Below are 23,001 nucleotides of genomic sequence, written 5' to 3'. Positions count from 1 at the left end.
AACACCGGCCTTAAACACCGGCCTTCAACACCACCAGTACGCCGATCAGGCCCTCGCCCACCGGTCCGCCGGGCCAGTCCTCGCTCGCCACGACGATGGCCTCCGGATGCCCCGCAAGGCCGGTCCGCACCGTCGCCGGGTCGGTGTCGAAGCCGGTGCCCCGAGCTTTCACGACGGCTTCCTTGAGACACCAGAGCCGCGCCCGAGCCAGAGGCTGCTCGGAGGCGGGCAATCGATCGATCGTCGCTGCCTCGTCCGGTGCGAAGGCCACTGCGCCCAGGTCCTCGGCCGTCCGGAAGGCCGCCGCGGCCGGATCTTCCACATCCACGCCGATCCGCCAACCCTGGCTGGCTGACACCCCGTCCACCCACGCGGTGGCGAGCCATCCATGCGAACGACTGAAACTCACCGCCGGAAGCGGGTCCGGGGCGCCAGACGTCGAATCCGTGGTCCGGACACGCCGCCGTCGGGCCGTGGAGGTGTACCGCAGCTCCGGCGCACCGTGATCCTCCGCCCCGCACTGGGGGCACCGATGCGTCACGGTGAAGGTTCCGGGCCGGTGTCCCCAGGACACGGCGAGGTAGTCCAGGGCCTCCCGGCGCTGGTCTCCGGCACGCGGGCCGGTGACCACCACGTGCCACGTCGGATCCGCGGCCGGGGCAGTCAAAGGGCAGTCACCCGGACCATCATTGGGCCTGGCTAGCGCAAGACGGCGCCGTGGCGTGACGCCGCCAGTTCGGTGGCAGCGGCGCGTGCCTCGGACGCCTCGTCGGTGGTCAGCGTCCGATCGGGGGCGCGGAACCGCAGCGAGAACGCCAACGATTTGTGCCCCTCCGGGACCCCTGGACCTGCGTAGACGTCAAACAACGCGACGTCCTCAACCAATGTCCCCGCACCCTCGCGGATCGTGGCCAGCACATCCCCGGCCACCACGTCTTCGGGGACCACGAGGGCCACGTCCTGCGTGGTGGCGGGATAGGTGGACAGCGGTTGGGCCACCACCACGTCCGCCGCGGCGGCGATCAGCGCATCGAGGTCGAGTTCCATAGCGGAGGTACGGGCCGGCAGCCCGGCGTTCTCGAGCCACCGCGGATGCAGCTCTCCGGCGACGCCGATGGACCGCCCCGCCGTATTCCCGCCCGATACCTCACTCAGTGCTTCCACTGCGACCAGCCGCAGTTCGGCGGCCCGACCGGGGTGGAAGGCCTGATGTGCTCCTTGCACCAGGTCCAGTTCGACCCCCAGGATGGCGGCCACATCCTGGGCGGCGCCCACGGCGTCCTGCCAATCGAAGGCTCGGGGGGTATGCCCGGCGCCGGGCGCCGAGTCGTTGCCCGTGAACACCACGGCCACGTGTCGCGGCTGGTCCGGGATGCCTGCTTCCAGTTCCGCCAAGATCTCGTCGGGCGGTCGCACGCCCAGTGGCGGGATGGAGACCGAACCCAGACGCTCTCCCGGGTGGAACACGAGGCCGGACTCGTAGAGAGCGAGATCTCGGAACCCACGCGAATGATTGCGACGGGCGATCTCCAGCAAGCCCGGCAGCAGCGACGTCCGCAGGTAGCCGAACTCGGCGGAGATCGGATTGGCCAGGTGGATCATCCGCTGTGCGGCGCCATCGGCTTCACGGGCAGAGCCGAAGAGCCGGTTCTGCGCCTCGGAGACGAAGGGATAGGCCAGTACTTCGGTCAGACCTGCGTCGGCCAGTCCCTGCAGCACACGGCGGCGAGCCGCCTGTTCCCGGGTCAGTCCCCGCCCCGGCGGTGCCACTGGGACCGTGGCGGGGATCTGGTCGTAGCCCACCAGGCGGGCGATCTCCTCCACCAGGTCCTCGGGGATCTGCAGATCGTGGCGCCAGGTCGGTGCGGTGACGCTGAAAATCGTCTCGGGGCCGCCGTCGGGCCCTTCCGGGGTGTCCTGCTGAGGCGCGGTGCTCTTCCGGACCGTGGCGCCCAGATCCGTGAGCGTCGTCTCGATCTGATCTTCGGTGTAGTCGACGCCCATTCGCCGTGCCGGGTAGGACGCCGGCAGCTCAATGGTGCTCGGGGCCGGTCGCGTTCCCACGTCGGTGATCCCGGGGCCGGGGGTGCCGCCGGCCAGTTCGACGAGCAATTGGACGGCACGCTCGGCCGCCTCGTCGGCGATCTCCCAGTCCACGCCGCGCTCATTGCGTTTCGAGGCCTCGGAGGGAAGCTTGTGGCGGCGACGCGTCCGTCCCATGGAGACCGGATCGAAGTGGGCCGACTCGATGAGCACCGTGGTCGTGTCACCGGAGACCTCGGTTTCCTCTCCGCCCATGACGCCAGCCAGACCGATCGGCCCGCGCTCATCCGTGATCAGCAGGTCCTCGGCGGAAAGAATCCGGTCCTTGCCGTCGAGCGTCGTCAGCAGCTCCCCCTGCGCGGCGCGGCGGACGACGATCTCTCCCTGGAGCTTGTCGCCATCGTAGAAGTGCAGAGGCTGACCCAGCTCCCACATCACGTAGTTGGAGATGTCCACGGGCAGGGAGATGGAGCGCAGTCCAGCCAGCCGCAGTCGCTGGGCCATCCAGGGTGGCGTCGGCCAGGACGGGTCGATCCCCGTCACGGTCCGGGCCACGAAGCGGTCACAGCCGGGCACCCCGTAGATGGGCTGCTCGTCCTGGAGCCGCACCGGGTGGCCCTCGGAGTTCGGCTCGGGGGCGGTGATCAGCGATGCCGGATCCGTGAAGGGGGCTCCGGTGGCGTGAGAGTACTCACGGGCGACGCCCCGGATGGAGAAGGCGTAGCTGCGGTCTGCGGTCACGTTGATCTCCGCCGCCTCGTCCCGCAGGTGCAGCAGCTCGAAGACGTCCGTGCCGGGCTCGGCGTCCAACCCCAGCGCGGAGAGCACCACGATGCCGTCGTGGTCCTCGCCCAAACCGAGTTCGCGAGCGGAGGCGATCATGCCGGCTGAGACGTGACCGTAGGTCTTGCGCGGAGAGATTCTGAAGTCACCCGGCAGGACGGCACCGGGCAGCGTCACGATGACCTGGTCCCCCACCTCGAAGTTGTGGGCGCCGCAGACGATGCCCTGCACCCCGGAGGGGTCGATGCCCTCTTCGGTCAGCGTCTGAGTCTGTCCTTCGGGGACCACGCGGACCTGGCACCAGTTGATGGTCTTGCCGTTCTTCTGCGGCTCGGGGACCTTCTCGAGGACGTGGCCCACCACGATCGGGCCGGAGAGCTCGTCCGTGGGACGGTGGACGTCCTCTTCTTCCAGGCCGACCCTGACGAGGTCGGCCATGACGTCCTCGGCGGTGGCATTCGCCGGGACCGGGACGAATTCACGAAGCCATGACAGCGGGATGCGCATGGGTGATCAAATCTCCATTCCGAAGTGCTGGGAGAAACGGACGTCGCCCTCGATCATGTCGCGCATGTCCGGGACCTCGTTGCGGAACATCAGGGTGCGTTCGACGCCCATGCCGAAGGCGAACCCCGAGTATTCATCCGGGTCCACCCCGGCGGCGCGCAACTCGTTCGGGTGCACCATGCCGCAGCCACCCCACTCGATCCATTGCGGACCGCCCTTGGCCCCTGGGTGCCAGATGTCCATCTCGGCGCTGGGCTCGGTGAAGGGGAAGAAATTGGGGCGCAGGCGGATCTCGGCCTCGGGCCCGAACATCTGACGGGCGAAATACTCCAGCGTGCCGCGCAGGTCCGCCATGGTCAGGCCGCGGTCCACGGCCAGGCCCTCGAACTGGTGGAACACCGGGGTGTGGGTGGCATCCAGTTCATCCGTGCGGAACGTCCGTCCCGGGCACAGGACGTACACGGGAGCGCCGCGCTCGAGCATCGCTCTCATCTGGACCGAGGACGTGTGGGTGCGCAGCAGCAGATGGGCTTCGGGAGGATCGACGAAGAACGTGTCCTGCATCTCGCGGGCCGGGTGGTCCGGTTTGAAGTTCAGGGAATCGAAGTTGTACCACTCCGACTCAACCTCGGGACCTTCGGCGATCTCCCAGCCCATGCCGATGAACACGTCTGAGACGCGCTCTTGCAGCACGGACAGCGGATGACGGGCTCCCACCCGGCGGCGACGAACAGCCGTGGTGACATCCACCGTCTCCTCCACGAGGATGCGGGCGGCCTGTTCCTCCTCCAGGACAGCCGACCGGTCGGCGAGCGCCCGCTCCAGCGTTTTGCGCGCCGTGCCCATGAGCTTGCCGGCAGTGGCCTTCTGGTCCTTGGGCAGCGTGCCGATCTGACGGTTCGCCAGTGTCAACGGCGCCTTCTCGCCCAGGTGCGCCAACCGCGCCGCTTTGAGATCGTCCAGGTCCGAGGCGGCCTCAAAGGCGGAGAGCGCCCGCTCCACGGCGGCGTTCACCGCGGCGTCATCGACCGGAGAGATCTCCGGCGCCGACCCATCCGGCTGGTCAACCGACTCGGGCGAGGCTCCGGCTCGGTCCTGGAAGTATTCCGTCATAGCGAGAAACGACTTTCATGCTGTGATGATGTGGGAGGGCCCGTTCGCCACCCGGCGGCAGGCCCCGGCCAGTCTAGTTGCCCCACGGCCCGTCACCGACAACCGACGAGAACCGCAACTGCCACTGCCACTGCCACCACACGTCACAGCACCACGCTGCGGCCGAACACCAGGAGTCATCACGCGTCGCCCACCCGTTGCCAGCCCCCTCTTGCCGTGGATCATCCTCGGGATCGTCGTTCTCGCACTGAATCTCCGAGCGCCGATCATTGCGCCCACCGCCGTCCTGGGTGACATTCAGGCGGACACCGGTCTCGACGCCGTCGGGGCCGGATTGCTGACCGGCCTGCCGGTCATGTTGTTCGCTGTGGCCACACCGCTGGCGACCCGGACCATCGGACGCTGGGGCTCGGAGACGACCGTGCTGGCATGTCTGGCGGGGGTTCTCGCCGGAACGGCGCTGCGGTCGGTCGGTCCGGCGTGGCTGGTGCTGACAGGCACCGCCGTCATCGGGTTGTCCCTCACACTCGGCAACATCGTGGTGCCGGTCATCATCCGGCGGGAGGTGCCCTGGGATCGGGTGTCGATGGCGACCGGCCTGTACTCGGCCACCATGAACGTGGGATCGATGGCCACTCTCCTGGGCACTGCACCACTGGCCGCCGTCGTCGGCTGGCGCTGGGCCATCGCCCTCTGGGGTGTGGTCTCCGCGGCCGGACTGGTGTACTGGTTGTCCCTGATCCGGCGGCGCGTCCGGAGGGGACACGGGTCGTCCCTGATCCGGCGGCGCGTCCGGAGGGGACACGGGTCGTCTTCCGCGTCCACCGCCGGCCCTGAACCCGCCACCGGACCTGAGCCCACCCCCTCCGGCACCGACTCCGTCGATGACACCGCCGGGTCCGCGAGCACACAGCTCAAGCCGTCGCGCTCGTTCCGCCGCGTCATGTGGCTCTTGGTCATCACCTTCAGCGGCCAGTCGGCCGGTTACTACGCCACCACCACATGGTTGCCATCCATTCTGGCGGAGACTCGGGGGCTGGACACGGCCGGAGCCGGGGCCACCGCCTCCCTGTTCCAGGTGGCGGCCATCGTGGGCGCTTTCGGCGTGCCTCTACTCGCCGCCCGCAGCCGGCCCTGGGTCCCCGTGGCGATCGTGGCGGTGCTCTGGATATCCTTGCCGATCGGGCTGATGGCGGCTCCGGAGGCCCACGTGCTGTGGTCGCTCACGGGAGGGGTGGCCCAGGGCGGAGGTTTCACCGCGATCTTCTCCATTCTGGCCCGGACCGCCCGCAGTGACACCGAGGCCGCCTCCGCTTCCGCCTTCGTGCAGACCGGCGGCTACCTGGCTGCGACCGTGGCCCCACCGCTGGCCGGCTGGCTGCATACCCTCACGGATGGATGGACCGCTCCATTGATGCTCGTCCTGGCGGCCACGCTGACGTTCGGGGTGGCCGGATCGCTGGCGGCCCGCGCCTCAGAGCAACAGACTGAACCGCCGTCCCATCACTGACACTCACTCGATCATTAGTGAAGCTCACCGGCCGCCACCGTGAGGTCCGACGTCGGCCGGAGGGCTTCCAGCGCCGTGATCACCAGCGCCTCGGTTAGCTGCGCCGCGGGCAGCGACGGGACGGAAACCGGTGCGTGCTCGTGGTCCCACGGGACGTGAACGAATCCGGCGGAGCGCAGGGGCACCGTGGGGGCCCGGTTCATCAGGACGTAGAAGAGGTGGTTGCACACGAAGCTGCCCGCGCTCAGGGACAGGGCGGCCGGGATCGCGGCGCCCTTCAGCGCGGCGACGGTGCGTTTGACCGGCAGGGTGGAGAAATAGGCGGCCGGTCCGGCATCGTCCACGGGCTCTCCGGCGGGCTGGTATCCGTCATTGTCCGGGATACGGGCATCCTGCAGATTCAGGGCCACCCGCTCCACGGCCACCTCCGTTCGTCCTCCGGCCAATCCGCAACAGATCACGACGTCGGGCCGGTGATCTGCCAGCGCCCGGTCGAAGGCCTCGGTGGACCCGGTGAAGGAGCACGGAAGCTCCACAGCAACGGCTTCAACGGCTCCAGCGAGCTCAGCGGCGTTCAGCGAGCTGCCGGGAAAAGCCCCGTCCCGAAGGCGCGCCGCCGCCTCGCGCGCTGCCGGCCAGGATGGATTGTGCCCGTCCCCGGCGAAGGGCTCGAAACCGGTGAGCAGGATGCGGGAGGCGCTAGTCATGGACTCAGCGTATCCATTCGCCCCCATTGCCCTTGCGACTCGATTAGAACATGTGTTCTAATCGATCCATGCGATGGGAAGCGCAGACCCTGCAGGCCGGGGGCGGAGACGAGCAGGACGGCGGCGGCACTCCAGCCGCGCCAGCCACCCTGCTTCCGCTCTCCGGCCTGCAGCGTTCCATCACCACTCCCGAGTTTGCCGACACCACGTTTCACGAAGTGGTGGCCAAATCGGCGTTGAACAAGGTCCCGGACTCCTCTCCCATGCCTTTCCGGTGGACCGTCAATCCCTATCGCGGATGCACCCACGCCTGCCGCTACTGCTACGCCCGCAGCACTCATGAGTATCTGGATTTCGACGCGGGGGCTGATTTCGACCGCCAGATCGTCGTCAAGGTGAACACTCCGGAGCTACTGCGTCGCGAACTCTCCCGGCCCAGTTGGAACCGAGAACTGGTCGCCCTGGGCACCAACACGGACCCGTACCAGCGAGCGGAGGGACGGTATCGGCTCATGCCCGGGATCATCACCGCCCTCGCCGATTCCGGAACTCCCTTTTCCATCCTGACCAAGGGCACCTTGCTCGGTCGTGACCTGGACCTGCTGGCATCGGCCTCGCGCGATGTGCCCGTGCAGGTCTCCGTATCCCTGGCCATGCTGGAACCGGAGCTGGCCCAGCAGATCGAGCCGGGCACCCCGACGCCGGCCGCGCGACTGAAGCTCATCGAGAGGCTCTCCGCGGCCGGGGCGCAGGTCACGGTGATGGCCATGCCCCTGTTGCCCTGGCTGACCGATTCCGACGCCCAGCTCGAGGCCCTGATGGCGGCTCTGGCCGGAGCCGGTGCCCACTCGGTCCTCGCCGGTGCCCTGCATCTGCGCCCAGGGGCGAGACAGTGGTATCTGGACTGGATCGAGGCCGAACGTCCGGACCTGCTCGCCGGATATCGCCAGCTGTACGCGCGCAGTTCGTATGCCCCCTCGTCCTATCGCAAGGCCCTGGGGCGGCGCGCCTCGGCAGCAGCGCGGCGCCACGGCCTCGACCATCAGGGAGCGCACCGCATCTCTCGTCCCGACGGAGACGCCCCTCCGCGGCCCGAAAACGACGGTGCCCCCGCATCCGTGGCGTTGGCCCCTCAGCCGGCGTTGTTCTGAGGGGGCGCTGTTCTGATGTGGTTCTCGATCAGAGTCGCACCAGCGTCACCAGTGCGTCCACAATCGGACGGTCGGCAGGGATCCACTCCAGTTCCTGAAGGGCTTCGCGCTCAAAGTTCTGCCACTGCAGGCGGTCGTGGTCCTCGAGTGGGCGAGGTTCCCCCTCGACGATCACGGCGGTGAAGACTCGCATCCGCGCACCGTTGCCCAACAGCCAGCCCTCAGGATGATCTGCTGTGACTTCCCGGTCCAGGCGGATCCGCACTCCCAGTTCCTCGTAGACCTCTCGATGCAGAGCGGAGCGAGGCTCTTCCCCCGGCTCCACTTTTCCGCCGGGGAACTCCCAGAGGCCGGCCAGGCTGGGCGGGGAACTGCGTCGAGCGGCCAGGAGCTTTCTCGGTGCCGAGAGGTCGTCCAGCAAGGCCGCTCCGACCACCAGGCTCAGTTCAGTCGCCGGGGTGATATTCATCATGGCCCCGATCTTAGGGTCCCCGGTCTGCTGGCCGTTCCGAGACCGTAGTCTGGATCGGTGCCGACTTCCTCCCCCGACATGTCCACTGTCCGGACCGACCGATCACGCCCTCTTCTGCCCGGCATCCTTGCCTTGGCGGTAGGGGGCTTCGCCCTTGGCACCACCGAATTCGCTATCATGGGACTGCTTCCCCAGGCCGTGGAAGACCTCAATGTTGACTTGCCCGCCGGTGGCATCCTGATCTCGGCCTATGCCCTCGGCGTGGTGGTCGGCGCTCCCCTCCTCGCCGCCGGCATGGCTCGCGTCGACCGGAAGACCTCCGCACTGTGGCTCATGGGTCTGTTCGTGGTCGGCCACGCCTTCAGCCTGTTGGCCCCCGACTTTCCCACCATGCTCGTCGCCCGCTTCATCTCCGGACTGCCGCACGGCGCCTATTTCTCCGCGGCCGCGCTGGCTGCGGCCCACCTGGCGGGCCCAGCACGCCGAGGACAGGCCATCGCCTGGGTGATGGCGGGACTGTCAGTGGCCAATCTGATCGGTGTCCCGCTGGCCACGTGGCTCGGCCAGCTGTCCGGGTGGCGCTGGATGTTCATCGTCACCGGCGTCTTCGGGGCCCTCACGGTCGTCGCCGTGGCGTGGCTGGTCCCCTCGGTCCCCGCTCCCCAGGGATCCTCGGTGCGTGGCGAACTCACCGCGTTGAAATCCCCCGCACTGTGGCGGGCCGTGGCCGTGGGCATCATCGGCTTCGCCGGGATGTTCGCCCTGTACACCTACATCACGCCGGTCTTCACCGACGTCGGCGAGATGCCCGAGCCCTTGGTCCCCCTCATCATGGCTCTCTACGGCGTGGGCATGGTGGTCGGCACCCTCGTCGGCGGGGTTCTCTCCGACCGTTCGGCGAAACGCAGCCTGCAGTGGATGCTGGGCACGGTCGCCGTGGCTCTGGCCTGCTTCAGCCTCACCGCCGAATGGTGGATCGTGTCTCTGATCCCGCTGCTGGCGGCCGCCATGGGCGCCTCAGCCCTGGTCCCCTCGTTGCAGTTGCTGCTCGTGGACGCTGCCCCGCAGGCTCCGCAGCTCTCCGGAGCGCTCAATCACTCGGCACTCAACCTGGCCAATGCCATGGGCGCCTGGGTGGGCGCTGCGGTGATCTCCGCCGGATTCGGACTCCAGGTGCCGGCGGGCGCCGGAGCCGCTCTGGCCGGCGTCGGGCTCTTGCTGTCCCTGGTGCTCTTGCGAGCTCCCCGGCCCACCGCCGACTCGGAACGGTCCGCCTCTTCCGGAGCTGTCCGTCTGTAGCCTTGTAGCCGTTCAGCGGCGGTGCCGTACTGCCATCGACCCGCGCTTCAGATCCCCCAATTTCCCGTGCGGCTTGCTATGTTGTGCCCAGGTACGACCTCAACGTCGTCCGGCCATGGACGCGGGTCGACTGAAGATGGATACTGAACCGTATCCGCACAGAAGACGAGCACGAAGGGGAAATATCATGGGCATTATCGGCTGGATCATCCTCGGTCTCATCGCGGGTGCCATCGCTAGACTCATCCTTCCCGGCAACCAGGGCGGCGGCTGGCTCGGCGCCCTGATCACCGGCCTGATCGGTGCTTTGCTCGGCGGCTGGATTGCCGGCTTGCTGGGCATCGGAGCCATGGACCAGTTCTTCGACCTCTGGACGTGGGTCTTCGCCATCCTGGGCGGAGTCATCGTCGCGTTCATCTGGCAGGCCATCACCGGCCGCCGCGACCGTACCACCGCCTAATTGACGCCGGTCCTCCGACCGGCCAACACATCGTCATCCCCGAACGCGAAGGGCGCCCCTCATAGGGGCGCCCTTCGTCGTTGGTTCGTCCGGTCACGCGATCTACTCGCTGTTCTCGCTCTCGCCGTGTAGAGCCATCGCCGAAGCGTACAGGCACACCGTCGCCGCGGTGGCCACATTCAGCGATTCGGCTCGGCCATACAGCGGCACGGCCACGCGGGCGTCGGCCAGGTTCAGTTCGGCCTCGGAGAGTCCCTGGGCTTCGTTTCCGAACATCCACGCGCTCGGACGGGCCAACATTCCCGACGGCGGCTGGTCCAGCCTCACGGAGCCGTAGCCGTCGGCGGCGAGTATCCGCAACCCCGTCCCCCAGAGAGCCCGGACCGCCTGCTCCGGCTCCACGCCGGTGATGACGGGCAGGTGGAACAGCGAACCGGCCGTGGAACGCACCACCTTGGGGTTGAAGACGTCCACCGAGCCCGTGGTCATCACCACCGCGTCCGCGCCCGCGGCATCGGCGGCACGCAGGATCGTTCCCGCATTCCCAGGATCCTGGACTCGGCACAGCACGGCCACCAATCGCGGCCGCTGCGGAAGCCCCGCGAGCGGGCTCCCGCCCTCGCCGCGGCTGGTGGCCGGAAGTCGGCACACGGCGATGATCCCCTGCCCGGTGACGGCATCGCTCATGGCCGCCAGGACGTCGTCCGTGACCAGGCGCGTGTCGACACCATCCTGAGCCGCCTGCCGGACCAGACCCATGAGTTCGGGATCGCGTTCAGAGACCTGGGAACTCACGTAGACGGAGTCCACGACGGCGCCCGGCGTCCACGTGGTGCCGGTGGGCGCCAGGTGCGCCCGCAGTGCCTCTCGGGCGGACTGTGGGCCCTCCGCGAGGAACTGTCCCTGGCGCAGACGCGACGAACGCCCCGCCAGGCGTGCGACCCTCCGAACCCGGTCAGCCCGGGGGTTGGTCATCACGTCCTGCTCGGGGCGTTCGTTCATGTTCTTCCGTGATCTGCCCGGCCCGTGCCCGTTCAGGGGCATCGGGCGGTTGCAGTCAACGTCCTTACTTCGCAGCCACCGGGGCGTTCACGTCCGCCGGAAGAGCGCCGCGGGCAGTCTCCACCACGGCGGCGAAAGCGGTCGAGTCGGACACGGCCAGCTCGGCGAGCATACGGCGGTCCATCTCGACGCCGGCCAGCTTGAGGCCCTGCATGAACCGGTTGTAGGTCATGCCGTTGGCGCGAGCGGCCGCGTTGATGCGGGTGATCCACAGGCGGCGGAAGTCACCCTTGCGCTTCTTGCGGTGCTGGTAGTTGTAAACGTACGAGTGCAGCAGCTGTTCCTTGGCCTTGCGGTAAAGGCGGGAACGCTGTCCGCGGTAACCGGCCGCGCGGTCCAAGACCACCCGGCGCTTCTTGTGGGCATTGAGAGCCCGCTTCACACGTGCCACGTGCGTACTCCTTCGAAATTGGTGCCGACCGCGGAGGTCTTCGCGCGGTGGCTAAAGGTGGTGCGGCCACGACGGCCACAGGAATGTCAGATGCCCAGCAGTCGCTTGATGGTCTTGACGCTGGACTTGGACACCAACTGGTCGGAGGCCAGACGGCGGGTCAACGTGGAGGGCTTGTGCTCCAAGTAGTGGCGACGGTTGGCCTGCTGACGCATCAGCTTGCCCGAACCGGTCACGCGGAAGCGCTTCTTGGCTCCGCTGTGGGTCTTCATCTTCGGCATGGCTGCCGTTCTCCTTCATGTTGGCTGTCCGCTCTCGGGCCGACAGTGCTACGAAGCCCTACCTCAGGCAGGGCCGATCTGGTCCGTCCCGGCATCACCGGTCCGAAAAAAAGGTGCGAGACTACTTGCTTCCGCCGGGTTTGGGGCCCGGCTTGGGAGAGGCACCCGGCTTGGGCGCTGCTCCCGGTTTCGGCGCCGCCGGCTTCGGTGCGGCCGGCTTGGCAGCAGGCTTATCCGCAGTGGCCGGGTCCGCAGCCGGCTTGGCAGCCGGTTTGGCAGCAGGCTTGGGCGCCGCGGCCGGCTTCGACGCCGCCGGCTTCGGCGACGACGCGGTCTTGGTGGCCGCTGACTTCGAAGCCGCCGGTTTCGACGCTGCCGGTTTCGACGCCGACGTCTTCGGCGCTGCTGGCTCCGAGGTCGCTGACGTCGAATCCTTCGCGGCCGTCGCGGATTCCGCCGACATCGTCGGTTCGGCCGCCGTCGGAGTCGAATCCCGAGCGGCGTCCCGCTGTGCCGACTGCGCCATCTGCTTCAATTCATCCGGCATGGCGTCCGACATCGAGCTGGTCAGCGGGGCCGATTCGGTGTCTTGCGACACCTTGTCCTTGGCCTCGCGAGCAGCCACCTCGCGGCGGGATGCAGCACGCTCTTGCCTCGGCTGCTGATTCTTCCGTGCCTCGGCGCGAGCCTCGGACTTGTTCTTCAGCGGGCCGATCACCATGACCATGTTGCGGCCGTCCTGCCGTGGGTTCGATTCGACCATGCCCACATCGGCCACGTCCTCGGCGAACTTCTCCAACAGGCGGATACCCAATTCCGGCCGCTGCTGTTCACGACCACGGAACTGAATCATGGCCTTGACCTTGTCCCCCGCAGTGAGGAACTTGCGAGCATGGCCCGTCTTGGTCTCATAGTCATGCTTGTCGATCTTCAACCGGAAGCGGACTTCCTTGAGGATCGTATTGGTCTGATTCTTCCGCGCCTCACGGGCCTTGACGGCAGCTTCATACTTCCATTTGCCGAAGTCCATGAGCTTGCAGACGGGCGGCTTGGCTGTAGGGGCCACTTCAACAAGGTCCAGATCGGCCTCGGTGGCTAGACGTAGCGCATCCTCAATGCGCACAATTCCCACCTGTTCGCCCTGGGGGCCGACCAGGCGCACCTCGGGCACGCGGATCCGTTCGTTGATTCTTGGCTCGGTAATCTTGCAACTCCTGTGGTCTGGACGCTTCGGGCTTGGGGCCGCCGTCCCGCTGCGGTCCCCTACGCTGATCCGGAGACGAAAAAAGCCTCCGTGCTCAACGCAGACGGAGGCCTTGGTTGACGACGACAGCCGCCGACCCATCGGTAGATCAGCCCGTGAAGGCTGCTCGACCGGTGACCCGGCAACTCGGTTCGTCTCCGACGAACATCCTGCTGACGCGGGTGGGAGATGGCCTCCACTTCGATGACTGGACTGGGATTCGCCTCAACGCTGAACACGATGGGAACGAACACAGCACCAGCTGGTCTGTGTCAAGCTTACCAGCATGAACGATGAACAGCAGAATCTCCCTCCCTCGGACAACCCCGTTGACGATCAGGTGAGGGAAATCCACGAGGTCCCCGCAGTGGAACTCATCAATACCGCGGCAGTGCACTTGATGACCGCTGCCGCTGTGAAGGTCGGCCTGGCCGACCTGCCGAACGCCCGGGAACTGGTCGATCTGGACGAGGCACGCAAACTGATCACCGCACTGGCCGGGCTGGTCACGTCCGCCGCTCCGGAGATCGGCAGTCAGCACGCCGGGCCCTTGCGTGATGGGTTGAGGTCACTGCAACTGGCCTTCCGCGAGGCTTCGCCCTTCCAGGATGCCCCCGGCAAGGGTCCCGGCGAGAAGTACACCGGGGCCGTCAACTAGCGCTCGACCGGAGTCCGCCGCCAGGCCGAGGTGTCAGCGGCGGGCCCCGGCCAGATGCTCACTCACCTGCTGGGTGAAGGACAACACCAGTGCGGCTGCGGCCGGCAGCAGGAAGCCAAGACCCATGACCGGATTGCCCCCTGAGAAGAAGCTGACGGAGAGAATCACCGCAAAGAGCTCGATCACGACCGTCGCCGCCCGCGCCCACGCCCGACCGGCCCACAGGGAGAGGCCGGCGGCACCGATCCACAGTCCTGCCGCGGTCACGAGTACCACGAGGAAGACCTGGGCGCCGAGGTTCAGAGCCCCCGTGCCGATCTCCAGCCCGAAGATCACCGCAGCCACGAGCACGGCGACCGACTGGAGCAGAAGCAAGGCCGTGACGGCGACGACGGCGGGCAGTCGGGACTGCGACACGTTTCCCCGGCTTTCCGGTGCTGTCTCGACTGAGAAGCACCCTTGACAGTGACGACGACGGGCCGGGATAGTCTAGGTCATCACGTTCGCGTTGTGATCAACACCTCAGGATAACCGCCATTTAACTCACTGGACCCCTTGTTTACTTGCAAGCTACATGAAAAGATAATTCACGAAGTTCAGCGGGGGTCGTCGCAACGGCCCTTTTTTGTTGCCCTCGGCATGATGCCGCGGATCGCTCCCCGCCCGTGGACTACCGTCCGTTTCCCGTGACAGGTTCGCCGGGGCAGAGTGTGCCCGGCTGAGAAGGAGTGAATCATCAACATGGATTGGCGTAGCCGGGCAGCGTGCCTGGACAAGGATCCGGAACTGTTCTTCCCCGTGGGGAACACCGGCCCGGCCTTGCTCCAGATCGAAGAGGCCAAGGCTGTGTGCCGCACGTGTGAGGTTATCGACACTTGCTTGCAATGGGCCATCGAATCCGGTCAGGATTCGGGAGTCTGGGGCGGCATGAGCGAAGACGAGCGCCGCGCTCTGAAGCGTCGCGCTGCACGCGCTCGCCGCGCTTCCTGACCGACGTCGCTGTGTGAAGGTCCCGGCCCCCGAGGGGTCGGGACCTTCCGTGTGTCAGCGCCCCTTCCACAGCGGAGCACTCACCAGCACTTCGGTGCCGCCCTCATCCCGCGACGTCCACTCGATCGTGCCGTGCAGATCGCCCGCTACCAGCGTCCGGACGATGCTCAGACCCAGGCCGGGGCTCTGACCTGCGGTCGGCACGACCGCGGTACGCTCCCCTCCGGCGTCGGGCTGGTGGAGGTCCTCGTCCTCGTTCACCGCGCCCGGCTCAGCACCGCCATCCCACAAGCGCACATCCAGCCGCTCGCCCTCGGGCGTCTGGACGCGTTCGGCGGCCAACCCGACCAGACCCCGGTTCGGTCCGGTGCCGTGTTCCACGGCATTCATGGTCAACTCGTTGATGACCAGCGCCAACGGGGTGGCCAGTTCTGAGGGCAACTGCCCGAAACCGCCCCGGTAATCGGTGGCGACCTCGCGACCGTCGCCCGCCACTTCCACCGCGAGCCGGAATTGCCGCCCCAGCAGGGAGTCCATATCCACATGCTGGTCGAGACCGTGAGAGAGCGTCTCATGGACCAGCGCGATCGTGTCCACCCGCCTCATGGCCTGTTCGAGCCCCTTCTTGGCCTCGTCCGAGCCCATCCGCCGCGACTGCATCCGCAGGAGTGACCCCACGGTCTGCAGGTTGTTCTTCACCCGGTGATGGATCTCTCGGATCGTGGCGTCTTTGCCGATCAGCTGCTGCTCCCGCCGGCGCAGCTCGGTCACGTCGCGCAACAGCACGAGGGCACCGATGCGACCGGACTCATCACGCAGCGGAACGGTATGCAGCGTGAGGTTCACCGACCGAACGTCCAGTTCGGCACGGGCTGCGGCTTTGCCCGTGAGCACCAGTGGCAGGGCCTCGTCCACCGGGCGGCGTTCATCCTGCAGATCCGTGACGATTCTGGCCAGGGAACGGCCCTGAAGAGGCTCGGTCTCGCCCAGACGGTGAAACGCGGAGACGGCGTTCGGGGTGGCGAAGTCGACGGCTCCGTCCGCGGTCAGGCGCATCAACCCGTCGCCGACTCTGGGGGAACCTCGGTGCGAGGAGCCCAGGGGTTCGTCGGGATCCGGCCACTGTCCCCGGGAGACCATCGTCAGTAGTTGGGTGGCGCTCTCCCGATAGACGAGCTCCAGCCGGGACGGCGTGCGCTGGCCGGTGAGATCCTGATGCACCGTGAGCACACTGACCGTGCGGCCATGTTTGACCACGGGCCAGACGGCCACTCGCATGGAACTGTCCGGGGCGTACATGGACGGGGCCGTGGCCGTCGGCTCCCCCGTGGTCCATGCGTGCTCCACCAGTGACTTCAGGTCCGCGCGGACTCGGCTGCCGACGATGTCGCGATGCAGCGAGGTCTGAGAGGTGAAGGGCCGCGCTTGGGCCAGGGCCACGAATCCGCGTCCCGTGGAGTCCGTGCCGGCGACCGGATACCAGAGGACGAGGTCTGCGAAGGCCAGATCAGCGATCAACTGCCATTCACCGACCAGCAGGTCCAGCCAGTCGACCACCCCCTCGGCCAGAGCCGGGTCGTCGGACAACGGGTCTGTGAACAACGCCATGGTCACACTAGAACGCCGTCACCGAACGCAGCTGACGCAGGGCGACGGACAGTGACGCGAGATCGTCCGAGCCGGATTCACGGATCTCCTCGAGGAACCGCTGAGCGCGCTCGAGCCGCGCGGCGTTGCCCCGCTCCCAGTTCGCGACCAGCTGGGCGCCGGGCTCTCCCCCACTCGCGGTTTTACCGTCAGTGTCGCCGTCAGCGTCACCGTCGGTGCTGCCCCGGAGCACCGACGTGGTGACGTGAATCAGCAGCGCGTACAGGTCGTCCCGCATCGCAGCCCGCGCCAGCGCCTTCCACCGACCGCTGCGTGGCAACTGAGTGATCTGATTGAGCATCCGGTCCGCGTCGAATCGGTCGTACAGGCGGAAGTAGACGTCCGCCACCTCGTGAGGCGCCCAGCCGGACTCCCGAGCCAACCGGACGACGTCGAGCAGGCCGAAGGACTCGAACTGCACCGCCCGTCGACTGGCCAGCTCCACCGGCAGCCCGTCCGCAAGGCTCTGTTGCTTCGAGTGGGCATACCGGTCGGCGTCCTTGCCGTGCAGCAGGGTCGGCAGTTCGGCGACGAGACCCTGCAGGGGTTCCGCGTAGTACTCCACCACCTCACCGATGCTCTGGTCGGCAGCGCGGTGGTTGATGAGCCAGCGCACCGCCCGGTCCAGCAGCCGGCGGGCGTCGAGGTACGTGCGGGCCTTGATTTCTCGAGCCACGCTGGTCGGCAGCGTCCGGATGGCTTCGAAGTACTCCCCGTATCCGTAGATCGCTTTGATGGCCGAGTACGCCTGGACCACCGCAGCCGCGTCCGCCCCGGTTTCCTCCATGGCCCGGAAGACGAAGGTGGTGCCACCGGTGTTGACCACGTCATTGGCGACCATGGTGGCGATGATCTCCCGGCGCAATGGATGCTGTTGGATCTGCTCGGCGAACAGTTCGCGCAGCGGCGACGGGAAATAGGCCTCCAGCGTCGCGTCGTACCACGGGTCGTCCGGCAGGGACGAGTCCAGCAGCAAGTCGGACAGGTTGGTCTTGGTGTAGGCCACCAGCACGGACAGCTCGGGGCTGGTCAAGGTCTGGCCCTGGTCCAGTCGTTCCTCGAGCTGGTCGTCGGTCGGCAGGAACTCGAGCTCCCGGTCCAGGTCTGCCCGCTCGACCAGCCAGTGGATGTGCCGCTTGAAGCTCGGCAGCCATTCGGCGACCTTCTGTGAATCGTTGCGCAACAGCGTGTTCTGGTCGATGTTCGTTCGCAGCACCAGTTGCGCCACTTCCTCGGTCATCGACTCCAGCAGTTCCGACCGGTCGGACGCCGCGAGCAGGCCGTCCGAGACAAGTTGATCGACCATGATCTTGATGTTCACCTCATGGTCCGAGCAATCGACGCCGGCGGAGTTGTCGATCGCGTCGGTATTGAGTAGGACGCCGTGGAGCGCGGCCTCGATGCGTCCTCGCTGGGTGAGCCCCAGATTGCCACCCTCCCCCACCACAGCGGCCCGCAGATCACTGCCATTGACGCGAATGGCGTTGTTGGCCCGGTCTCCGACCTCAGCGTGGGTTTCCGACTCCGCCTTGACATACGTTCCGATGCCGCCGTTGTAGAGCAGATCGACCGGCGCGGAGAGGATGGCCTTGAGCAGCTCATTCGGAGTCAGTTCCACGGTGTTCTCGGGCAGATCCAAGAGGGTCCGGACCTCCGGGGACACCGGGATCGACTTCGCGGAGCGGTCATAGATCCCGCCGCCGGCGCTGATGAGTGACCGGTCGTAGTCCGTCCACAGGGAACGGGGCAGCGCGAACAGCCGCTGGCGTTCGGCGAAGGAGACCGCCGGGTCGGGCTGGGGGTCCAAGAAGATGTGCAGATGGTTGAACGCCGCCACGAGCCGAATGTGTTCGGACAGCAGCATGCCGTTGCCGAACACGTCACCGGACATGTCGCCGATCCCCACCACCGTGAAGTCCTCGGTCTGCGTGTCCCGTCCCAGCGAGGCGAAATGGCTCTTGACCGACTCCCAGGCGCCACGGGCCGTGATGCCCATCGCCTTGTGGTCATAGCCCACCGAGCCGCCCGAGGCGAAGGCGTCACCGAGCCAGTGTCCGTACTCCGCCGCAATGGCATTGGCGATATCGGAGAACGTGGCGGTGCCCTTGTCCGCCGCCACCACGAGGTAGGCATCGTCCCCGTCGTAGCGCACGATCTGCTCGCGGGTGCTGAACACCGTGCCGTCCGAGGTCCGCCTCTGTTGATCGGTGATGTCCAGCAGGGCACGGATGAAGATCCGGTACGCCTCCTGGCCGGCCTCCATCCACACGCGGCGGTCCGTGCCCGGATCGGGCAGCCGCTTGGCGAAGAAACCGCCCTTGGCCCCTGTCGGCACGATCACTGCGTTCTTGACCTGCTGCGCCTTGACGAGGCCGAGCACCTCGGTCCGGAAGTCCTCCCGGCGTTCGGACCAACGCAGGCCGCCGCGCGCAATCGGACCGAAGCGCAGATGGACGCCCTCGACGTCGGGCGAATACACCCAGATCTCCCGCGCGGGACGCGGTTGCGGGGCGAAGGGGATGTCCGCGGTGGCGATCTTGAAGCTCAGCCTGCGGTGGCCCTGGAAGTAGTTGGTCCTCTGGGTCGCCTCCATGACCGTGAGGAAGCTGCGCAGCACACGTTCCGCATCGAGGGTGGGCACGGCGTCGAGAGCCTCGTCCGCCCGTTCCCGGACCTGCTCCACGGCACGGCGACGAGCAGGACCCGCGGTGGCTCCGTCGTCGTCGGTGGCCAGGGGCGACGCCGGATCGAAACGGGCGAAGAAGTACTCGACCAAAGTGGTGGTCACGGCCTCATTGGACAACAGCGCATCGGACATGAAATCGAAGGAATTCTGGACGCCGAGCTGCCGCAGATACATCGCATAGGCGCGGAGCATGGTCACCGTGCGCGCGTCGAGGCCGTGAACCAGCACCAGCCGGTCGAGACCATCCGATTCCGAGGCCCCGGTCAGAGCCGAGACGACGGCGTCCTCCAACAGAGGTGCCGAGGCGTCGTTCTCCGTGCCCTCCGGATAACCCACGCCGAAGTCGTAGAGGAAGAACTTCCGGCCATCGGCGGGCTCCACCTCGAACGGGTGCTCATCCACCACCGAGAGGCCCAGGTGTTGCAACACCGGCAGAATCTCCGTGAGGGTGCGCGGCCGGTCCGAGTAGACTTTCAGTCGGCCGACGCTGACACCGGTGGGGCGCTCCTCAGCACTGCGCGAGCGTTCCTCGATCCCTTCGGGGACCACGTGGACGACGGGAGACCCATCCCCCGGCAAGCTGTTGAACCGGCCGATGTCCTCGAGCGCATGGTCGATCTCATAGGCGACGCGGTATGCCGGCGGAAACGCCTCGTCCCACATCCGCGCGACCTCCACGCCGGAATCGGCGCCGAAGGCCTGGACCGCTTGCTCGTCCACGGCCTCTTTCCACGAGCGGACCGCCCCGACCAGACGGCTTTCGAGCTCCTGAGTATCGATCGTGGCGGCGCCCTCCCGCTCCCGCGGAAGGCGAATGCGGAAGTACAGGCGAGCGAGGACGGACTCGGTCAACCGCACCTGGAAGTCCAGCGACTCACCGCCGAGGGCCTCCAGCAGAACGGACTGCACGCGTCCACGCACGTCGGTGTTGTACCGGTCACGCGGTAGGAAGACGATGGCCGTCATGAAGCGGCCGTAGGTGTCCGGGCGCAGGAACAGCCGAGTGCGGCGACGCTCCTGAAGCTGCAGAATCTGGCGGCAGGTCTCCCACAGCTCCTCCACCCCCACCTGGAACAACTCGTCGCGGGGATAGGTCTCCAGAATCTGCTGGAGCTCCGCGCCGGAATGGGACGCCTGCGGGAAGCCGGAGAGGGTCAGCACCGCTGCGCATTTCTCCCGGACCAGCGGGATGTCCTCCACCGAGACGGAGTAGGTTTTCGGGTCCCAGAGCCCCACGAAGCGCCGCTCGCCGGTGACCCGGCCGTCCCGGCTGTACGTCTTGACGGCCACATAGTCCATATAGGCCGACCGCTGTACGCGAGAACGGGAGTTCGCCTTGGTGATGATGAGAGGCGTCGGCCGTTCGATCTGGTGGCGGCCGGCCTGGGACAGTTGCGTGGGTCTCGAGGCGGGTCGGTTGCGCAGGATGCCCAAACCCGTGTCTTCGATCGGCATCAAGACCTGCTCTTCACCCTCGCCTTGCAGCACGTACTCGCGGTATCCGGTGAACGTGAAGTGGCCGTCCTCCATCCACATCAGCAGGTCACCGCTTTCACGGACTCCGTGCACGGCCGGCGGGGCGTCGTGGGCCAGAGTGCGGGCCGCCGTGAACGCCACGGACTTCATCCGGTCGGTGTCGGCGATGGCAGCACGGACGTCGGCGAGCACCTCGAGCAGTCCCGCCTCGAGCTCACGGGCTTGCTCGTCGTCCATCGGACCCACCGTCTGGATCCCGATCCAGGACTCGATGCCGGTTCCGGAACCGTCCTTCGCGAACAGCGGTCCCAGGTCAGCCAGCGCGGCCGTGGTGTCACCGCTGGCCGTGCCCTGTTGGGTCGGAACGCGGTGAATGGCCGAGAGCTGACCGGTCTCCTGGTCGCGGTGGGTGATGACCGTCGGGTGCGCGACCATGCGGATCGCATGGCCTTGACGGGTCAACTCACTGGTCACGGAGTCCACGAGGTACGGCATGTCATCGTGCACGATCTGCACGAGAGCGTGTGGCCGACTGGGCGTGACGTGGACCACCGCATCTCGGGTGCCGCGTGCGGCAGCCAACTCCACGTGAGTGCGCACCAAGTGGGTGCGGGTCTGAGGATCCAGATCGGCCAGGTCCGCCTCGGAGATGTGCTCGAAGTAGACCTGGCCCAGTTTGCGGAGTTCGGGCGGCATCTCGGCGTTGGCCGACGCGTCGTCGGAGCCGTTGGCTACTGGCGACTCTGCCCCACCAGGGGCTCCGGTGGTGGGCTCGGTTTCGGAGAGCTGTTGGTCCGTCCACAAAAGGGTTGACGGTGACATCGGGGATGCGTCCTCTTCCATTGCTGCAACGGTTCGGCCAGCACACGGTTGAGCACTGGGTGCGACCTGTTGGACGGAACGTCTTTGGTCCGCCTCGTCGAGCCTATCGGCCCGAAGAGCAAACCGGGAACGTCATTTCCGTCACGAGCTCAGCTCCTGTGCAGCAGCGCCGAGAGCCGAGTCCGACGCGGCGTGCCACCAGAGCTCCCGGCCAGCTGTGCCACGGCACGACGCAAGGGCGATTTCGGCGCTGCTTCGGCCAAGACCTGTCCGCTCAATAGAGCCCGGTCCAACGCCTTCTGGTCCCACGGAAGGAACTGTGAGACGGTCCAGTTCCCGCCAAAGCGTTCGACCACGCTGCCGATCTGCGACTGCGGAGCCATCCCCGAGGCCTCCGCCCGCACCTGATTGACCACGACGTCCACGGTGGTGGGCCCCTGGTCATCCACCCACCGGCCCAGTTCGTCCAGGCCGCGAATCAGCCGGGGCAAGCCCACGGGGTCGCCCGTGCCGACCACCAGTACCCGGTCCGCAGCGGCCAGCCCCGCGAGCGTGGTGGCATTCCGTTGGGGCGCTGGCACGTCGAAACTGAGTTCCTCGTCTTCCTCGAGGCTGAACCCGCAGTCCAGCACCACCTCGTCCCAGCCCGCAGCAGCCGCGCCCAGGACCGCGTCCACCGCTGCCCGCCTCAACTCCGGCCAGCGATCCGCCCGCGTCAACCCCGTCAGCACGTGGAGGCTCGTGCCCGCCACTCGGGCCAGTACGGCCGAACGTTCGAGACCGGCAGGGGTGATCCCGCCCTGGTCAGCTGTTCGGCAAGCCTGAGCGATCCCCGCGGATTCATCCAGCAGTCCCAAGTGGACGCCAGCGGACGCGGCGTACGTGTCGAGATCGATCAGCAGTGTCCTGCGACCCGAGAGTGCCAGCTCCACCGCCAGATTCACCGCCACCGTGGTTCGGCCTGGACTCCCCGCGGGGCCCCAGACCGCCACGACCTGCGGCGGTGCGGGCTCGTCCGGCTCTGCCGTCCCAGCGGCATTCAGGTCTTGCTCGAGACCGGGCTCTGTCTCGGGCTCGATCCCGGAACTCGCCTCGGCGCCAGTCCCGCCGAGCATCGTCGCCTGGTGGTCATCCGGCACGCCGTCCATCAGCCCCCCGGGCAGCCCCTCGGGCACGGCACCGAGGCCCGAGACTGGAGCAGGTTCAGCGGTCACGCCCGCCTCGGGGCGATCTAGGTGGCCCGACCCGCCCGGTTCGTCCTGCTGGCCCGCGGCTCGGCGACCGCGAAGTCGGCCTGCCGGCTCCACCGTGGCGCCCTCCGCTTCGCCGGAACGAGCTCGGGCCGTCGCGTCCATCAGCAGGTTCGCCAGATCGGTCGGCTCGATCTCCGGCGAATCCACCGAGATCCCGAGTCCCACCAGGCGATCCCGTTCCTCCGATACCTCGCTCAGGGCCACGACCGCCCCGGAGGACCGATGTGCTCCGCCTGCTTCGAGGGACTCCAAGAATGACAGGGTGAGTTGCTCAGTGTCTCCGGCGACAAGGAGGACGTCGGCCATCCCCGCTCGAGCCACCGAGATCAGTTCGGCGAGGCTTTCACACCGGCGGATGACGGTGACCGGGCCGCGCAAACGCTCCAGGCCGGAAACGTGATCGTATCCGGGCATCATCGTGGTGGCCACGGAAACCTGGCGCACGGC

General features: G+C 67.3%; 19 protein-coding genes. 6 read left to right on the top strand and 13 right to left on the bottom strand.

Going from position 1 to position 23,001, the window contains the following annotated elements:
• Positions 1–10 precede the first annotated feature (10 nt).
• The 3 genes from ACFQQD_RS06975 to pheS are packed head-to-tail and all read right to left on the bottom strand — an operon-like array spanning position 11 to position 4,446.
• Positions 11–667, bottom strand: coding sequence for a 4'-phosphopantetheinyl transferase family protein (locus ACFQQD_RS06975; RefSeq protein WP_378087696.1), 657 nt, complete (start codon positions 665–667; stop codon positions 11–13).
• A 32-nt stretch (positions 668–699) separates the two neighbouring features.
• On the bottom strand, positions 700–3,333 hold the full coding sequence (gene pheT / locus ACFQQD_RS06970) for a phenylalanine--tRNA ligase subunit beta (RefSeq protein WP_378087694.1): 2,634 nt from the start codon (positions 3,331–3,333) through the stop codon (positions 700–702).
• A gap of 6 nt (positions 3,334–3,339) precedes the next feature.
• The gene (gene pheS, locus ACFQQD_RS06965; protein WP_378087692.1) at positions 3,340–4,446 is read right to left on the bottom strand and encodes a phenylalanine--tRNA ligase subunit alpha; all 1,107 of its coding nucleotides are present in this window, start codon (positions 4,444–4,446) and stop codon (positions 3,340–3,342) included.
• 211 nt (positions 4,447–4,657) lie between these two features.
• On the opposite strand from pheS, the gene ACFQQD_RS06960 reads away from it, so the two are divergent.
• The gene (locus tag ACFQQD_RS06960; RefSeq protein WP_378087690.1) at positions 4,658–5,956 is read left to right on the top strand and encodes a CynX/NimT family MFS transporter; all 1,299 of its coding nucleotides are present in this window, start codon (positions 4,658–4,660) and stop codon (positions 5,954–5,956) included.
• Positions 5,957–5,970: 14 nt separating this feature from the next.
• On the opposite strand, the gene ACFQQD_RS06955 is transcribed toward ACFQQD_RS06960, so the two are convergent.
• Positions 5,971–6,663 (bottom strand): pyroglutamyl-peptidase I, encoded by a 693-nt coding sequence (locus tag ACFQQD_RS06955; RefSeq protein ID WP_378087688.1) that lies wholly within the window; start codon positions 6,661–6,663, stop codon positions 5,971–5,973.
• 68 nt (positions 6,664–6,731) lie between these two features.
• Between ACFQQD_RS06955 and ACFQQD_RS06950 the strand changes: the two genes are divergently transcribed.
• Positions 6,732–7,814, top strand: a complete 1,083-nt coding sequence (locus ACFQQD_RS06950) for an Rv2578c family radical SAM protein (RefSeq protein ID WP_378087686.1) — start codon at positions 6,732–6,734, stop codon at positions 7,812–7,814.
• Between the two features lie 28 nt (positions 7,815–7,842).
• On the opposite strand, the gene ACFQQD_RS06945 is transcribed toward ACFQQD_RS06950, so the two are convergent.
• Complete coding sequence (locus ACFQQD_RS06945; protein ID WP_378087684.1) at positions 7,843–8,286, bottom strand: (deoxy)nucleoside triphosphate pyrophosphohydrolase; 444 nt, start codon at positions 8,284–8,286, stop codon at positions 7,843–7,845.
• 78 nt (positions 8,287–8,364) lie between these two features.
• Between ACFQQD_RS06945 and ACFQQD_RS06940 the strand changes: the two genes are divergently transcribed.
• Together ACFQQD_RS06940 and ACFQQD_RS06935 are read left to right on the top strand one after the other, a co-directional pair.
• Positions 8,365–9,585 (top strand): MFS transporter, encoded by a 1,221-nt coding sequence (locus ACFQQD_RS06940; RefSeq protein ID WP_378087740.1) that lies wholly within the window; start codon positions 8,365–8,367, stop codon positions 9,583–9,585.
• Between the two features lie 187 nt (positions 9,586–9,772).
• A complete protein-coding gene (locus ACFQQD_RS06935) occupies positions 9,773–10,045 on the top strand; it encodes a GlsB/YeaQ/YmgE family stress response membrane protein (protein ID WP_378087682.1) in 273 nt (90 codons plus the stop codon).
• Between the two features lie 102 nt (positions 10,046–10,147).
• Here the strand turns inward: ACFQQD_RS06935 and ACFQQD_RS06930 are convergent, their stop codons facing one another.
• The 4 genes from ACFQQD_RS06930 to infC all read right to left on the bottom strand — a co-directional run bounded on the left by ACFQQD_RS06930 (position 10,148) and on the right by infC (position 12,950).
• A complete protein-coding gene (locus ACFQQD_RS06930) occupies positions 10,148–11,047 on the bottom strand; it encodes a TrmH family RNA methyltransferase (protein ID WP_378087680.1) in 900 nt (299 codons plus the stop codon).
• Between the two features lie 64 nt (positions 11,048–11,111).
• Positions 11,112–11,498 (bottom strand): 50S ribosomal protein L20, encoded by a 387-nt coding sequence (rplT, locus tag ACFQQD_RS06925; protein WP_378087678.1) that lies wholly within the window; start codon positions 11,496–11,498, stop codon positions 11,112–11,114.
• Between the two features lie 86 nt (positions 11,499–11,584).
• Positions 11,585–11,779, bottom strand: coding sequence for a 50S ribosomal protein L35 (gene rpmI / locus ACFQQD_RS06920; protein ID WP_378087676.1), 195 nt, complete (start codon positions 11,777–11,779; stop codon positions 11,585–11,587).
• Positions 11,780–11,900: 121 nt separating this feature from the next.
• Positions 11,901–12,950, bottom strand: coding sequence for a translation initiation factor IF-3 (infC, locus tag ACFQQD_RS06915; protein WP_378087674.1), 1,050 nt, complete (start codon positions 12,948–12,950; stop codon positions 11,901–11,903).
• Between the two features lie 358 nt (positions 12,951–13,308).
• On the opposite strand from infC, the gene ACFQQD_RS06910 reads away from it, so the two are divergent.
• On the top strand, positions 13,309–13,680 hold the full coding sequence (locus ACFQQD_RS06910; RefSeq protein ID WP_378087672.1) for a DUF1844 domain-containing protein: 372 nt from the start codon (positions 13,309–13,311) through the stop codon (positions 13,678–13,680).
• Positions 13,681–13,713: 33 nt separating this feature from the next.
• Here ACFQQD_RS06910 and ACFQQD_RS06905 read toward each other — a convergent pair whose 3' ends face one another.
• Complete coding sequence (locus ACFQQD_RS06905; RefSeq protein WP_378087670.1) at positions 13,714–14,097, bottom strand: hypothetical protein; 384 nt, start codon at positions 14,095–14,097, stop codon at positions 13,714–13,716.
• 324 nt (positions 14,098–14,421) lie between these two features.
• Here ACFQQD_RS06905 and ACFQQD_RS06900 point away from each other — a divergent pair, with 324 nt between their 5' ends.
• On the top strand, positions 14,422–14,670 hold the full coding sequence (locus ACFQQD_RS06900) for a WhiB family transcriptional regulator (RefSeq protein WP_091693624.1): 249 nt from the start codon (positions 14,422–14,424) through the stop codon (positions 14,668–14,670).
• A gap of 54 nt (positions 14,671–14,724) precedes the next feature.
• Here the strand turns inward: ACFQQD_RS06900 and ACFQQD_RS06895 are convergent, their stop codons facing one another.
• The 3 genes from ACFQQD_RS06895 to ACFQQD_RS06885 all read right to left on the bottom strand — a co-directional run bounded on the left by ACFQQD_RS06895 (position 14,725) and on the right by ACFQQD_RS06885 (position 22,998).
• On the bottom strand, positions 14,725–16,278 hold the full coding sequence (locus ACFQQD_RS06895) for a sensor histidine kinase (protein WP_378087668.1): 1,554 nt from the start codon (positions 16,276–16,278) through the stop codon (positions 14,725–14,727).
• 7 nt (positions 16,279–16,285) lie between these two features.
• The gene (locus ACFQQD_RS06890; protein ID WP_378087666.1) at positions 16,286–21,301 is read right to left on the bottom strand and encodes an NAD-glutamate dehydrogenase; all 5,016 of its coding nucleotides are present in this window, start codon (positions 21,299–21,301) and stop codon (positions 16,286–16,288) included.
• Between the two features lie 149 nt (positions 21,302–21,450).
• Positions 21,451–22,998: a CpaE family protein gene (locus tag ACFQQD_RS06885; protein WP_378087664.1), complete on the bottom strand. Its 1,548-nt coding sequence runs from the start codon at positions 22,996–22,998 to the stop codon at positions 21,451–21,453.
• Positions 22,999–23,001: the final 3 nt, after the last annotated feature.

The sequence above is a fragment of the Citricoccus sp. GCM10030269 genome, assembly GCF_042665635.1.
Lineage (GTDB): Bacteria > Actinomycetota > Actinomycetes > Actinomycetales > Micrococcaceae > Citricoccus.
Note: the sequence above shows the minus strand (reverse complement) of the source record. Positions and strands in the feature narration are given on the sequence as shown.